The organism is Atlantibacter sp. (assembly GCF_032062175.1).
Classification (GTDB): Bacteria; Pseudomonadota; Gammaproteobacteria; order Enterobacterales; family Enterobacteriaceae; genus Atlantibacter.
On the sequence record NZ_DAMBQK010000040.1, the window covers coordinates 1 to 13157 of the forward strand.

Genomic DNA, 13157 nt, shown 5'->3' on the forward strand with positions numbered 1-13157 from the left:
GAGGCCACAGCGCTACGCGCTGCGGCCACCTTCAAAGCTTAACTGACAAGCATTATCGCGTAAGCGGCCCTTTTTTTATTCGCCGCCCGGCGGGCAGGTTGCGTAAACTATGCTTAAGGATGAATTTTTTGCCAGGAGGTGAGCGTTGAATATTATTGCCATTATGGGGCCGCAAGGGGTCTTTTATAAAGACGAGCCGATGCAGGAACTGGAGCAGGCGCTGCGAGGTCAGGGCTTCCAGCTTATATGGCCGAAAAACAGTCTCGATCTCCTGAAGCTGATTGAACATAACCCGCGCATCTGCGGCGTGATTTTCGACTGGGACGAACACGGCATCGAGCTGTGCGGCGATATCAATCAACTCAATGAATATCTGCCGCTGTATGCCTTTATCAATACCCACTCGACGATGGACGTCAGCGCCCACGAGATGCGCATGGCGATTTGGTTTTTTGAATATGGCCTGGGGGCGGCAGAGGATATTGGCCAGCGCATCCGCCAGTATACCGATGAATATATTGATAACATCACACCGCCGTTAACCCGGGCGCTGTTCAAATACGTCCATGAGGGAAAATATACCTTCTGTACGCCAGGGCACATGGCCGGGACCGCTTACCAAAAAAGCCCGGTGGGCTGTCTGTTTTACGACTTCTTTGGCGGCAATACGCTGAAATCCGATGTGTCGATTTCCGTTACCGAGCTGGGGTCGCTGCTCGACCACACCGGTCCGCATCTGGAAGCCGAAGAGTACATCGCCCGAACGTTTGGTGCCGAACAAAGTTATATGGTGACCAACGGCACGTCCACTTCGAATAAAATTGTTGGCATGTACGCCGCCCCGGCGGGCAGCACCATGCTGGTGGATCGCAACTGCCATAAGTCGCTGACCCATCTGTTGATGATGAGCGACATTGTCCCCTTGTGGATGAAGCCGACGCGTAACGCGCTGGGCATTCTCGGCGGCATTCCGCAGCAGGAGTTTTCTTGTGAATCCATCGCCCAAAAGGTGCGTAATACGCCCAACGCCCAGTGGCCGGTTCATGCGGTGATCACCAACTCCACCTATGACGGCCTGCTGTACAACACCAACTGGATTAAGCAGACCCTCGACGTGCCGTCGATTCATTTCGATTCCGCCTGGGTGCCGTATACCCACTTTCATCCCATCTATAGCGGTAAAGGCGGCATGAGCGGCGAGCGCACGCCGGGCAAAGTCATCTTTGAAACCCAGTCGACCCACAAGATGCTGGCGGCTTTTTCCCAGGCGTCAATGATCCATATTAAAGGCGACTACGACGAAGAGACGTTCAACGAAGCTTATATGATGCATACCACCACGTCGCCGAGCTATCCGCTGGTGGCCTCTATTGAAACCGCTGCGGCGATGCTGCGTGGCAACCCGGGCAAACGGCTGATTAATCGCTCCGTGGAGCGCGCGCTGCATTTCCGCAAAGAAGTCCAGCGGCTGCGCGAAGAGGCCGACGGCTGGTTTTACGATATCTGGCAGCCGGAAGCGATTGAAGAAGCCGACTGCTGGCCGATTGCGCCCGGTGAGGACTGGCACGGTTTTACCCATGCCGATGAAAACCATATGTTCCTCGACCCGGTGAAAGTCACTATCCTGACGCCGGGCATGGATGAACACGGCAATATGGCGGAAGAGGGTATCCCTGCCGCGCTGGTGGCGAAGTTTCTTGATGAGCGCGGCGTGGTGGTGGAGAAAACCGGCCCGTACAATCTGCTGTTTCTGTTCAGTATCGGCATCGATAAAACCCGGGCCATGGGTTTGCTGCGCGGGCTCATGGAATTCAAGCGCGCCTACGATCTGAATCTGCGGGTGAAAAACATGCTGCCGGACCTGTATGCTGAAGATCCTGACTTTTACCGCAATATGCGCATTCAGGATCTGGCGCAGGGCATCCATCGGCTGATCAAACATCACGACCTGCCGCAGTTAATGCTTAAAGCCTTCGACGTACTGCCGGAAATGCAGCTTACGCCGCACCAGATGTATCAACAGCAGGTGAAAGGCAATATTGAAACCGTTGAGCTGGATAATCTGATTAATCGGGTTTCCGCCAATATGATCCTGCCGTATCCTCCGGGCGTACCGCTGGTGATGCCGGGCGAGCGGGTCACTCAGGAAAGCCGCGCGGTACTCGATTTCCTGCTGATGCTGTGCTCGATTGGCCGCCACTATCCCGGTTTTGAAACCGATATTCACGGCGCAAAGCGCGGGGAAGATGGCGTTTATCGGGTCAGAGTTTTAAAACAGTAGCGATGGCGCGAAGGCTTAACGCCAACAAGGAGAATGTATGCTGGGTTTAAAAAAGGTTCATCACATCGCTATTATCGCGACCGACTACGCGCGCAGTAAGGCGTTTTACTGTGACATTCTGGGCTTTACGCTACAGTTCGAAACATATCGCGAGGCACGGGATTCATGGAAAGGGGATTTAGCGCTTAAGGGTGACTACGTCATCGAGCTGTTTTCGTTTCCGTTCCCCCCGGAGCGCCCAAGCCGCCCGGAAGCCTGCGGGCTGCGCCATTTGGCCTTTAGCGTCGCGAGTCTGGATGACGCGGTAGCGCATCTCGAAAAGCACGGCGTTCCCTGCGAACCGATCCGTGTCGATCCTTTCACGGATAAGCGTTTTACCTTTTTCAACGATCCCGATGGATTGCCGCTGGAGCTGTATGAGGAATGATCCAGTGGGAGAGTCACTACCGCAAAGTGCTGGTGGCGTTCAGCGGCGGGCTGGACTCCACCGTGCTGCTTCACCAGATGGCGGCGCTACGCCAGCAGAACGATCTACAGTTGAGGGCCGTACATATCCATCACGGGATCAGCGCCTTTGCCGATGAGTGGGTGGCGCATTGCCAGGCGATTTGCGAGCGCTGGGCGGTGCCGCTTGAGGTGGTACGGGTCACATTGCAGAACGATGGCTCGGGCATTGAGGCGCAGGCCCGCTCCGCCCGCTATGCCGCCTTTGCGCAGATTATCCAGCCGGCTGAAGCGCTGGTCACCGCGCAGCATCTCGACGATCAGTGCGAAACGGTGCTGCTGGCCCTGAAGCGCGGCAGTGGGCCCGCTGGCCTGGCGGCAATGCCGGAAACGCTGCCGTTTGGCGACAACATCCTGCTGCGCCCGCTGTTAAATACGTCTCGTGAAGCCCTGGAGGCCTATGCCCAGGCGCATCAGCTCACGTGGATCGATGACGACAGCAATCAGGACGATCGTTACGATCGCAACTTTCTGCGCTTGCGCGTCCTTCCGCTGCTTCAGGCGCGCTGGCCGCATTTTGCCCGCAGCGCGGCCCGCAGCGCAGCGCTGTGTGGCGAGCAGGAAGCGCTGCTTGATGAGCTGTTAGCCGACGAACTAATGTCGCTGACGACGCCGGAAGGTAGCCTGACGATTGCGCCTTTGAATGAGGTGAGCCAGGTCCGTCGCAATGCGCTACTGCGCCGCTGGTTAACTCAGCGTGATGCGCCGCCGCCGTCGCGCGCCATGCTGGAGCGGATCTGGCAAGAAGTGGCGTTGAGCCGGGAAGATGCCGCGCCGCGCCTGCAAATCGGTGCCTTTGATGTGCGGCGCTATCAGGGGCAACTCTGGTGGATCAAACGCCGCGCCGCGCCAGGTAGACAGGCCGTTATCTGGGAGCCGCCTTACTCGCCATTAAAGCTCCCACTCGAATTAGGGATATTACGCCTGGCGCAGACAGGCTATGCTGTGCGGGCTCCTTATCAGGATGAACAGGTATCGGTACGTTTTCATGCGCCAGGCAACTGGCAAATCGTCGGACGTGAACGTAGCCGAAACCTCAAAAAGCTTTGGCAGGAGCTATCCGTGCCGCCCTGGCGACGGAATACCACGCCGCTGCTGTTTTACGGTGAGCAATTAATTGCCGCTCCAGGCATCTTTGTTACGCGTCAGGGGCAGGCTCAGGATCATGCATGCTGGCATATCGACTGGCAGAAAGGAGAATAACGATGACGATGCGTAGTGCGGTTTTAATAGGATTGCTGGCCTGTAGTTTGCCGGTTTTAGCCAAAGGCGACCCGAAGGCGGGCGAGCAAAAAGCGATGATGTGCGTAGCCTGCCACGGCGCGACGGGCAATGTTTCCGTACCGCTTTACCCGAACCTGGCGGGGCAGCATGAAGAGTATCTGGCGCATTCCCTGCACGCCTACAAAAAAGGCGAGCGCAGCGGCGGCCAGGCCGAAGTGATGAAAGCCTACGTGAGCGGCTTGTCTGACGAAGATATTGATAATCTGGCGGCGTACTACGCCAGCCAGAAGCCATAAAAAAGGGCAGCCAACGGGCTGCCCTCATTGTTTCGGTTGTTAACTAGCCTTCGCTGACCACCACGGTGCCAATTTCCGGATGGCTGAAGCTGGCAATTTTATCGAGACGAACTTCGCGTGAGGCTCCGGCTTCATCGATGATCAAATATTCGACGTTTTTGCGTGAAACCAGATCGTTGGCTTGCGCCTTCAGTACTTCCCCACTCTTCAATTCCAGCGTTAATACCAGGTGGTGCTGGCAGGCGAGTTCGAGATTGTCATAATCATCACAATTGATGGGTTGATAGGTTTCATTCATTGACATAATCGCTCACCAGTAAGTTCGCGGCGGCATAGGCCGCCTTTTCCCGGACCGACTCAGAAAGGGCTTCATCTGAGGCCATTTCATTCAATACTTTCAATACGCAACCCAGCGCGTCGGGGATGTACCCCAGATCGCCGCTGGCTATCTCGGCATATCGCTTGCGTATTAACTCACAATACTTTTCCACATGCCCTCCTGTCAGAGTCCTGACTACAGACTGAATCGTGGGATGCAAGTCTAAGCCTACGAATATTAACTCTGTTTAGCAAGGTGACTATACCATACTCACTCTGGCGGCATTAACAGTCATAGCAGGGAATTCTGTACGAAGCGGCGGGTGAGGCGGGCGCGGGCGCGCTAATTTCGCTACAATAGCCGCCGATTGTCTTTCGGGGGACCTATGGCTTTAAAAGCAACGATTTATAAAGCAACCGTGAATGTTGCTGACATGGACAGAAACCAGTTTCTGGACGCCAACTTGACGCTGGCGCGCCATCCGTCTGAAACCGAAGAGCGTTTGATGTTGCGCCTGCTGGCGTGGACCAAATACGCCGATGAGCGGCTGCAGTTTACCCGTGGGCTCAGCGCTGAAGAAGAGCCCGAACTGTGGCTGCGTAATGATTATTTGGGTATCGATCTGTGGATCGAGCTTGGCCTGCCGGATGAGCGACGCCTGAAGAAAGCCTGTAGCCAGGCGGCCCAGGTCGCGCTGTTTACCTACAACAGCCGGGCAGCGGAAATCTGGCGCCAGCAAAACCAGAGTAAGTTTCGCACTTACGATAATCTGACCATCTGGTATCTGGATGACGCGCAGTTGGCAAAGCTGAGCGCACTGGCTTCACGAAGTATGACAATACAGGCTACGCTTCAGGACGGCCTGATCTGGCTGTCGGAAGGTGAGAATAATCTGGAAATTACGCTGGATAACTGGCACACGTCCGAATGATTGTTTTTTCGCGTACCGTTTCTATTTCCGAGGATGAAGTCACCTTCACCGCCATCCGTGCCCAGGGCGCGGGCGGGCAGCATGTAAATAAAGCCTCGACGGCGATCCATTTGCGCTTCGATATCGCCGCTTCCAGCCTGCCAGAAAGCTATAAGGTGCGCCTGCTGGCGGCGAGCCACCATTTGATTACCGCGGAAGGGCTGGTGATCATCAAGGCGCAGGAATACCGCAGCCAGGAGATGAATCGCGAAGCGGCGCTTGCCCGTTTTATTACGCTGGTACGGGAACTTACTGCGGAACAAAAGCATCGAAAAGCAACAAGACCCACACGTGCGTCGAAAGAGAGACGCCTGACGTCAAAAGCGCAAAAGTCCACCACCAAATCACTACGCGCGAAGATCCGCCGCACGTCAGACTAACTGAGGCAAAGAACATTGAAAATCAGGGATATGATGTCAAAAACTCCGCTTATCTCCGCCGCTATCGCCTGCGGAGTATTTTTATTGATCGGCTGTAATCACCGCAGCGAAGTCCAGGGGCTCCGGGCCGTCCAGCCGCTGGAAGCCAAAGCGATGCAGCAAAGCTTTCGCGGCCTGCTGCCGTGCGCCGACTGCGAAGGTATCGACACCGCGCTGTTTCTCGAAAAAGACGGCACCTGGGTGATGAACCAGCGCTATCAGGGCGCGCCGCAACCGACCCAATTTGCGTCATGGGGCCAATGGGCGCGTACGGCAGACAAGCTGGTGCTCACCGACACCAATGGGGAAAAGCGCTATTTTCGCGTAAAAGGTGAAAACCTGGAGATGCTCGATCGCGAGGGCAACCCGATTGCGTCGCAGCTGAACTATACGCTTAAGCCATCCAAAGCCGCGCTGCCCGCTACGCCGATGGCGATGAAAGGCATGTACTTCTATATGGCCGATGCGGCGGTATTCACGGATTGCGTTACCGGCAAGCGTTTCCCGGTAGTGAATAACGCGCAGCTGGAGCGGGGATTTTCTGCCGCGCAGCAGGGAGAAATGAAACCAGTATTGCTGCATATTGAAGCGCACTTCGTATTGCAGGCTAACCCGGATAGCGGCGCTATGCAGAAAACGCTGGTGGCGGATAACACGGGTGCGTTCAAGCCCGGTGCAGATTGCGATGATTAATCGCCGCTAAAAAAAACGCCCTGCGGGTGCAGGGCGTGAGCGTTACTTCTTAATCTGGCTAACCAGGTAATCCACAATATCCCCGGTTTTAATCATTTTCTTCTCGCCTTCACGACGATACTTATATTCGATCTCGTCGCTATCGAGGTTGCGATCGCCAATCACCACGGTATGCGGGATACCAATCAACTCCATATCGGCAAACATTACCCCCGGACGCTCTTTGCGATCGTCCATCAGTACGTCAATGCCGTGCGCACGCAGTTCGCTATAAAGTTTCTCAGCCAGCTCCTGAACGCGGAAAGACTTGTGCATGTTCATCGGCAGGATCGCCACCTGGAACGGCGCGATGGCGTCAGGCCACACGATGCCGCGGTCGTCATGATGCTGTTCGATCGCAGCGGCAACCACGCGGGTTACACCGATACCGTAGCAGCCCATGGTCAGCGTCTGGTTGCGGCCATCTTCCCCCTGAACGGAAGCTTTCAGCGCTTCAGAATACTTAGTACCTAACTGGAAGATATGGCCCACTTCGATACCGCGTTTGATCAGCAGCGTACCCTGGCCATCCGGGCTCGGATCGCCTGCGACCACGTTGCGAATATCCGCCACTTCCGGGGTCGCCACATCGCGATCCCAGTTAATGCCGAAGTAGTGTTTACCGTCGATATTGGCACCTGCGGCGAAATCGCTCATTGCGGCCACGGAACGGTCAATCACAACCGGGATCGGCATGTTCACCGGACCAAGAGAGCCAGGACCGGCGTTGATCACGGCGCGGATTTCCGCTTCGGTTGCGAAAGTCAGCGGGCTGGCCACCTGCGCCAGTTTCTCTGCCTTCACTTCATTCAATTCATGATCGCCGCGCACTAACAGCGCCACCAGCGGATAAGCGCTGCCGTCTACGGCTTTCACCAGCAGGGTTTTCACCGTTTTCTCGATTGGCAGGCTATGCTGCTCAACCAGTTCAGCGATAGTTTTGGCGTTCGGCGTATCGACCAGATGCATTTCCTGAGTCGCTGGCGCGCGTGGCGCTTTCGGCGCAACGGCTTCAGCCAGTTCGATATTGGCGGCGTAATCGGAGGTGTCGGAGAAAATAATATCGTCTTCGCCGCTCTGCGCCAGTACCTGGAATTCGTGCGATGCGCTACCGCCGATAGAACCGGTATCCGCCTGAACCGGACGGAAATCTAATCCCATACGGGTAAAGATTTTGCTGTACGCCTCGTACATGGCGTCATAAGTCGCCTGTAGGGATTCCTGAGACGTATGGAAAGAGTAAGCGTCTTTCATCAGGAACTCGCGCGAACGCATCACGCCGAAACGCGGGCGAACTTCGTCACGGAATTTGGTCTGGATCTGGAAGAAGTTGAGCGGCAACTGCTTATAAGAACTCAGTTCGTTACGGATCAAATCGGTGATGACTTCTTCGTGAGTCGGACCGAGCACGAACGGGCGCTCGCCGCGATCGACAAAACGCAATAATTCCGGGCCGTACTGCTCCCAGCGCCCGCTCTCCTGCCACAGATCGGCTGGCTGAACCACTGGCATTGACACCTCGATAGCACCGGCGTTATTCATCTCTTCACGCACGATGTTTTCGACTTTTTTCAGGACGCGCAGGCCAGTCGGCAGCCAGGTGTATAACCCGGAGGCGAGCTTGCGGATCATCCCGGCGCGCAGCATCAGCTGGTGGCTGATAACCTCGGCGTCGGCGGGTGTCTCCTTCAGAGTGGAGAGCAAATATTGGCTAGTACGCATTATTACGATTCCATTAGATGGTTCAGATACAGGCAAATGGCCTGACTTAAGTAAAGTGAATTAGTTTACCAGCGAGGCCGGATTGCCAAAAGAGAAGGGTGCGAAATTAACGCGCTTCGAGTGCAAACACTTCGCAGCCTGTTTCGGTTACGCGCCAGCGCACGTTGAAATCCAGCAGCCAGACGGCGTACGTTTTACCGGGATCTTCCGTTTTACGGTAGGCCGGACGCGGGTCCTGGGCCAGCACCTCGCGGATAAACTGTTCGAGGCGAGGATAGCGCGCATGGCGTTGGCGCATTTGGTGTTGCACGTCATCGGTAAAATACACCGCCATCGCGGCGTTGGGTGCCTGTTGGGCGTAACCTGCGCGGGCGTCTGGCAGCGCTTCTGCGAAAGGCAGATAGGGTTTGATATCGATAACTGGCGTACCGTCAACCAGATCCAGCCCGCCTAATTGCAGCACCACTTGATCTTTATGGCAGCGAACTCCTTCCAGTGCAACCAGCGACATGCCCACCGGATTAGGGCGAAACGTGGAACGGGTCGCGAAAACGCCCATCCGCGCGTTGCCGCCAAGCCGGGGAGGACGAACGGTAGGGTGCCAGCCGCCTTCCATGGTTTGATGGAAAATGAAGACTATCCAGATGTGGCTGAAGTCTTCCAGACCACGCACCGCGTCAGGGTTGTTGTAGGGTGGAAGAAGATGAAGCTCGCCGCCCCCGCTGGTGACAAGGCCTGGCTGGCGGGGGACTGCGAATTTTTCTTTATAGGGCGAACGGATAACGCCTATCTGCTCAAGGCAGAACTGACTCATTTGGCAGAGACTTTTAACGCTGAACCCACGCAAACGGCCTGACGGTAGCAACCTGGCGTACCGCTGGTCACTTCACAGCTGTGCAGCAATACGGCATTGGCTTTCATTTTTGAGGCATTAATCTGCATACGCTTGCGTGCGGTTGGGATATTCGGCGGAGAGTCCTGATTCGACGCCTGGCACGATTCACCGCTCACTTCACCTAAATCGCGGAATGGCTTACCAACCAAATCTTCCGCGTTGGTATAAATTCTGACGGGGGCAGGGCGCGGAGCCTGCGGTTTCGCGGGCTCGACTTTAGCCGGTGCTGCCGTGCTTTTGACAGGTTCTACAGGGGATCTGCTTATCATTGAACAGCCGCTCACCATGAGTGCCAGCAAACAGATCGGTAAAGCACGCATAATTTATCCTCAATCATGATTAAATCGTAGGTTATTGAATCAGGTGCCTGCACAAATAACAAGACGGGCGTGCGCCCGTCCTGAATATTTATGTCGTACTTATTGAAGAAACGAATTACCAGCCTTTAACAGCGCCACCGTTAAAGGTTTTGTTCGCGGCTTCGTTCACTTCGTCAGACTGGTAAGCCTGTACGAATTTTTTCACGTTTTCCGCGTCTTTATTGTCTTCGCGTGCCACGATCAGGTTCACGTACGGGGAGTCTTTATCTTCCACGAAGATACCGTCTTTCGCAGGCGTCAGGTCAATCTGGCTGGCGTAGGTGGTGTTGATAACGGCCAGGGCAATCTGCGCATCGTCCAGGGAGCGCGGCAGCTGCGGTGCTTCCAGTTCAACAATCTTCAGGTTTTTCGGGTTCTCAGTGACGTCCAGTACGGTCGGCAGCAGGCCCACGCCGTCTTTCAGTTTGATCAGGCCCACTTTCTGCAGCAGCAGCAGGGAACGGCCCAGGTTGGTCGGGTCGTTAGGAACGGCGATCTGTGCGCCTTCCTGGAGCTCATCCAGAGATTTGATTTTTTTGGAGTAGCCGGCAATCGGGTAAACGAAGGTGTTGCCAACGGAAACCAGTTTGTAACCACGGTCTTTGATCTGCTGATCGAGGTACGGTTTGTGCTGGAAGGCGTTAGCGTCGATATCGCCTTTGTTCAGCGCTTCGTTCGGCAGAACGTAATCGTTGAACGTCACCAGCTCAACGTCCAGGCCGTATTTCTCTTTCGCGACTTTCTGAGCGACTTCAGCAACCTGCTGTTCCGCACCGACAATCACGCCCACTTTGATGTGGTTCGGATCTTTTTCTTCCTGACCACAGCCAACCAGCGCCAGAGAACCGATCAACGCACCGACTGCTGCGAAAGTTTTTAACTTGAAAGACATAGCGATTCCTTACTCTTTAGATGTTGTGTTTGTTACTTATGCGTGACAGCCCGGACGATGCGATCGCCGGAGATTTGAATGAGATACACCAGAACGACCAGTAATACTAATACTGTATTCATCACCGTAGCGTTATAACCAATATAACCGTACTGATAGCCAATCTGCCCCAGACCGCCTGCGCCTACCGCGCCGCCCATGGCGGAGTAACCAACCAGAGTGATCAGCGTAATGGTGGCGGCGTTAACCAGCCCCGGCAACGCTTCCGGCAACAAGACCTTGCGCACGATCTGCATCGGCGTTGCGCCCATCGCGCGGGACGCTTCGATAAGCCCCGACGGGATTTCCAGCAGGGCGTTTTCTACCATACGGGCGATAAACGGCGCAGCGCCGACCGTCAGCGGGACAATCGCCGCCTGCAAACCGATGGAAGTGCCGACAATGGCGCGGGTAAACGGAATCATCCACACCAATAAGATAATGAACGGGATGGAACGGAAGATGTTCACTAACGCGGACAGCACGCGATAAACGCTGGCGTTCTCATTGATCTGCCCCGGACGGGTAACATACAGCAGTACGCCTGCCGGCAGGCCCAGCACAAAGCCGAAGAAACCGGAAACGAAGGTCATCGCCAGCGTTTCCCATACGCCGCGAACCAGCAACCACATCATTGCTTCAGACATAACCCAGAACCTCTACTTTTACATGATGTTGTTGCAAATACGCGATAGCCGCCTGCGTCTCTTCGGAAGAGCCGTGCATTTCAGCCAGCATAATTCCGAACTTCACGCCGCCGGCGTAATCCATCTGGGCGCTAATAATGTTGTTGTTCACGTTGTAACGACGTGCGGTTTCGGAAAGCAGCGGCGCATCCACCGACTGGCCGGTGAATTCCAGTCGCAATAACGGCACCGAGTCTGCCTGCGCGGTAGGCTGCAAACGCTGAGCGTAGTCTTCCGGAATATCCAGATGCAGAGTGGACTGAATAAACTGCTGAGCCAATGGCGTTTTGGGATGGGAGAACACTTCGCTCACTGTATCCTGTTCAATCAGCTCGCCGTTGCTGATCACGGCGACGCAATCGCAGATGCGCTTCACCACGTCCATTTCATGCGTGATTAACAGAATGGTTAAACCGAGGCGGCGGTTAATATCTTTCAGCAGTTCGAGGATAGAACGGGTGGTTGCCGGGTCCAGCGCGCTGGTGGCTTCATCACACAACAGCACCTTCGGATTGCTGGCCAGCGCGCGAGCAATAGCAACACGCTGCTTTTGGCCGCCGGACAGGTTAGCCGGATAGACATCGTGCTTTTCAGACAGACCAACCAGATCCAACAGTTCGGTGACGCGGCGCGTTACTTCTTCACGCGGGACGTTATCCAGTTCTAACGGCAGCGCAACGTTACCGTAAACGGTACGGGAAGAGAGCAAATTAAAGTGCTGGAAAATCATGCCAATCTGGCGGCGGGCTTTGGTCAGCTGTGACTCGGAAAGCGCCGTGAGATTTTGTCCATCAACCAGAACGCTGCCCTGAGTTGGGCGCTCCAGTAAATTCACGCAGCGAATCAGCGTACTTTTACCTGCGCCGGATGCGCCAATCACGCCATAAATTTGCCCGGCAGGAACGTCCAGACTGACGTTATTCAACGCCTGAATGGTGCGGTTCCCTTGCTGGAACACTTTGGTGATATTCGAAAGTTTGATCATTAGCTATTTATTATCGTATGAGAGTGAGCCGTGGCATTTTGTTTTGCCAGATACGGCGGATGACCGTACATGAAATGGATGTTAAGGCATCCAGACGTCTAAATCAATCTGCTGTGCGTGATGAGTTGTTTCTCACAGAGGGAAACATGCGATACTACGCGCATTACTTATATGCAGGAGTTCTACCGGTGGCTAAATCGATGCCCGCTATTTTTCTCGATCGTGACGGCACTATTAATGTCGATCATGGTTATGTACATGAGATTGACCAGTTCGAATTTATCGATGGTGTGATTGACGCCATGCGCGAATTAAAAGAAATGGGTTTTGCGCTGGTGCTGGTGACTAACCAGTCAGGCATCGCCCGCGGTAAATTTACCGAAGCGCAATTTGAAATCCTCACCGAGTGGATGGACTGGTCGCTGGCCGATCGTGGCGTGGACCTGGATGGCATCTACTATTGCCCGCATCACCCGGAAGGGGCGGTGGACGAGTTTCGTCAGAGCTGCGATTGCCGCAAACCCCAGCCTGGGATGCTGATCTCTGCGCGTGACTATCTGGACATTGATATGGCCGCTTCTTATATGATCGGCGATAAGCTGGAAGATATGCAGGCAGCGCAGGCGGCAGGCGTGGGAACAAAAGTGCTGGTGCGTTCCGGCAAACCGGTGACGGAAGAGGCCGAAAAAGCAGCAGACTGGGTGGTGGATAGCCTTGCAAAGCTGCCGGAAGCCATCAAAACGCGGCAAAAAACGGCGCAATGATTAAAAGGTGAGCAGTCGGAAATTATTTTGAAAAATAGGCTTGTCAGATTCTGATTACTCCCTATAATGC

The 13157-nt window shown here is 54.9% G+C and carries 16 protein-coding genes; 8 read left to right on the forward strand and 8 right to left on the reverse strand.

The genetic code is table 11. The features are described 5' to 3' along the window. Positions 1-145 precede the first annotated feature (145 nt). From RT120_RS21605 to RT120_RS21620, 4 genes are read left to right on the forward strand one after another with little or no spacing between them, the layout of a single operon-like run. A complete protein-coding gene (locus tag RT120_RS21605; protein WP_312985920.1) occupies positions 146-2281 on the forward strand; it encodes a lysine decarboxylase LdcC in 2136 nt (711 codons plus the stop codon). Positions 2282-2318: 37 nt separating this feature from the next. Further along, a complete protein-coding gene (locus RT120_RS21610; RefSeq protein ID WP_312985922.1) occupies positions 2319-2708 on the forward strand; it encodes a VOC family protein in 390 nt (129 codons plus the stop codon). After that, positions 2705-3988, forward strand: a complete 1284-nt coding sequence (tilS, locus tag RT120_RS21615; protein ID WP_312985924.1) for a tRNA lysidine(34) synthetase TilS — start codon at positions 2705-2707, stop codon at positions 3986-3988. Before RT120_RS21610 ends, tilS begins: the two co-directional genes overlap by 4 nt. 2 nt (positions 3989-3990) lie before the next feature. Beyond that, positions 3991-4305, forward strand: coding sequence for a c-type cytochrome (locus RT120_RS21620; protein ID WP_409515075.1), 315 nt, complete (start codon positions 3991-3993; stop codon positions 4303-4305). Between the two features lie 43 nt (positions 4306-4348). Here the strand turns inward: RT120_RS21620 and rof are convergent, their stop codons facing one another. Together rof and RT120_RS21630 are read right to left on the reverse strand one after the other, a co-directional pair. Next, positions 4349-4609 carry a Rho-binding antiterminator gene (gene rof / locus RT120_RS21625; RefSeq protein WP_165460344.1) on the reverse strand — a complete coding sequence of 87 codons (261 nt, stop codon included), beginning with the start codon at positions 4607-4609 and terminating at the stop codon, positions 4349-4351. After that, a complete protein-coding gene (locus RT120_RS21630) occupies positions 4596-4796 on the reverse strand; it encodes a YaeP family protein (protein WP_165460343.1) in 201 nt (66 codons plus the stop codon). The genes rof and RT120_RS21630 overlap by 14 nt, the downstream gene beginning before the upstream one ends. 213 nt (positions 4797-5009) lie before the next feature. Here RT120_RS21630 and RT120_RS21635 point away from each other — a divergent pair, with 213 nt between their 5' ends. The 3 genes from RT120_RS21635 to nlpE are packed head-to-tail and all read left to right on the forward strand — an operon-like array spanning position 5010 to position 6706. Further along, positions 5010-5555: a YaeQ family protein gene (locus tag RT120_RS21635; protein WP_312985927.1), complete on the forward strand. Its 546-nt coding sequence runs from the start codon at positions 5010-5012 to the stop codon at positions 5553-5555. After that, on the forward strand, positions 5552-5974 hold the full coding sequence (gene arfB / locus RT120_RS21640; RefSeq protein ID WP_312985929.1) for an alternative ribosome rescue aminoacyl-tRNA hydrolase ArfB: 423 nt from the start codon (positions 5552-5554) through the stop codon (positions 5972-5974). Before RT120_RS21635 ends, arfB begins: the two co-directional genes overlap by 4 nt. 33 nt (positions 5975-6007) lie before the next feature. Continuing rightward, positions 6008-6706 (forward strand): envelope stress response activation lipoprotein NlpE, encoded by a 699-nt coding sequence (nlpE, locus tag RT120_RS21645; protein WP_312985941.1) that lies wholly within the window; start codon positions 6008-6010, stop codon positions 6704-6706. Positions 6707-6748: 42 nt separating this feature from the next. Here nlpE and proS read toward each other — a convergent pair whose 3' ends face one another. From proS to metN, 6 genes are all read right to left on the reverse strand, one after another. Next, positions 6749-8467: a proline--tRNA ligase gene (gene proS / locus RT120_RS21650; protein WP_312985931.1), complete on the reverse strand. Its 1719-nt coding sequence runs from the start codon at positions 8465-8467 to the stop codon at positions 6749-6751. Positions 8468-8573: 106 nt separating this feature from the next. Then, entirely contained in the window at positions 8574-9281 is a 708-nt protein-coding gene (gene tsaA / locus RT120_RS21655) for a tRNA (N6-threonylcarbamoyladenosine(37)-N6)-methyltransferase TrmO (RefSeq protein ID WP_312985933.1), read from the reverse strand. Then, entirely contained in the window at positions 9278-9682 is a 405-nt protein-coding gene (rcsF, locus tag RT120_RS21660) for an Rcs stress response system protein RcsF (RefSeq protein ID WP_125293581.1), read from the reverse strand. Before rcsF ends, tsaA begins: the two co-directional genes overlap by 4 nt. Positions 9683-9797: 115 nt before the next feature. Then, entirely contained in the window at positions 9798-10613 is an 816-nt protein-coding gene (metQ, locus tag RT120_RS21665) for a methionine ABC transporter substrate-binding lipoprotein MetQ (protein ID WP_312985935.1), read from the reverse strand. A gap of 32 nt (positions 10614-10645) precedes the next feature. Further along, a complete protein-coding gene (locus tag RT120_RS21670) occupies positions 10646-11299 on the reverse strand; it encodes a methionine ABC transporter permease MetI (RefSeq protein WP_002437008.1) in 654 nt (217 codons plus the stop codon). After that, positions 11292-12323, reverse strand: a complete 1032-nt coding sequence (gene metN, locus RT120_RS21675) for a methionine ABC transporter ATP-binding protein MetN (protein WP_312985937.1) — start codon at positions 12321-12323, stop codon at positions 11292-11294. The genes RT120_RS21670 and metN overlap by 8 nt, the downstream gene beginning before the upstream one ends. A gap of 188 nt (positions 12324-12511) precedes the next feature. Between metN and gmhB the strand changes: the two genes are divergently transcribed. Next, on the forward strand, positions 12512-13087 hold the full coding sequence (gene gmhB / locus RT120_RS21680) for a D-glycero-beta-D-manno-heptose 1,7-bisphosphate 7-phosphatase (RefSeq protein ID WP_409515076.1): 576 nt from the start codon (positions 12512-12514) through the stop codon (positions 13085-13087). Positions 13088-13157 lie beyond the last annotated feature (70 nt).

What these genes read in the sequence shown, in the direction of transcription:
- metN (WP_312985937.1), bottom strand. Translation starts at nt 12,323, where the DNA reads ATGATCAAACTTTCGAATATCACCAAAGTGTTCCAGCAAGGGAACCGC.
- metQ (WP_312985935.1), bottom strand. Translation starts at nt 10,613, where the DNA reads ATGTCTTTCAAGTTAAAAACTTTCGCAGCAGTCGGTGCGTTGATCGGT.
- RT120_RS21670 (WP_002437008.1), bottom strand. Translation starts at nt 11,299, where the DNA reads ATGTCTGAAGCAATGATGTGGTTGCTGGTTCGCGGCGTATGGGAAACG.
- tilS (WP_312985924.1), top strand. Translation starts at nt 2,705, where the DNA reads ATGATCCAGTGGGAGAGTCACTACCGCAAAGTGCTGGTGGCGTTCAGC.
- RT120_RS21620 (WP_409515075.1), top strand. Translation starts at nt 3,991, where the DNA reads ATGACGATGCGTAGTGCGGTTTTAATAGGATTGCTGGCCTGTAGTTTG.
- RT120_RS21635 (WP_312985927.1), top strand. Translation starts at nt 5,010, where the DNA reads ATGGCTTTAAAAGCAACGATTTATAAAGCAACCGTGAATGTTGCTGAC.
- RT120_RS21610 (WP_312985922.1), top strand. Translation starts at nt 2,319, where the DNA reads ATGCTGGGTTTAAAAAAGGTTCATCACATCGCTATTATCGCGACCGAC.
- proS (WP_312985931.1), bottom strand. Translation starts at nt 8,467, where the DNA reads ATGCGTACTAGCCAATATTTGCTCTCCACTCTGAAGGAGACACCCGCC.
- arfB (WP_312985929.1), top strand. Translation starts at nt 5,552, where the DNA reads ATGATTGTTTTTTCGCGTACCGTTTCTATTTCCGAGGATGAAGTCACC.
- rof (WP_165460344.1), bottom strand. Translation starts at nt 4,609, where the DNA reads ATGTCAATGAATGAAACCTATCAACCCATCAATTGTGATGATTATGAC.
- nlpE (WP_312985941.1), top strand. Translation starts at nt 6,008, where the DNA reads ATGTCAAAAACTCCGCTTATCTCCGCCGCTATCGCCTGCGGAGTATTT.
- tsaA (WP_312985933.1), bottom strand. Translation starts at nt 9,281, where the DNA reads ATGAGTCAGTTCTGCCTTGAGCAGATAGGCGTTATCCGTTCGCCCTAT.
- rcsF (WP_125293581.1), bottom strand. Translation starts at nt 9,682, where the DNA reads ATGCGTGCTTTACCGATCTGTTTGCTGGCACTCATGGTGAGCGGCTGT.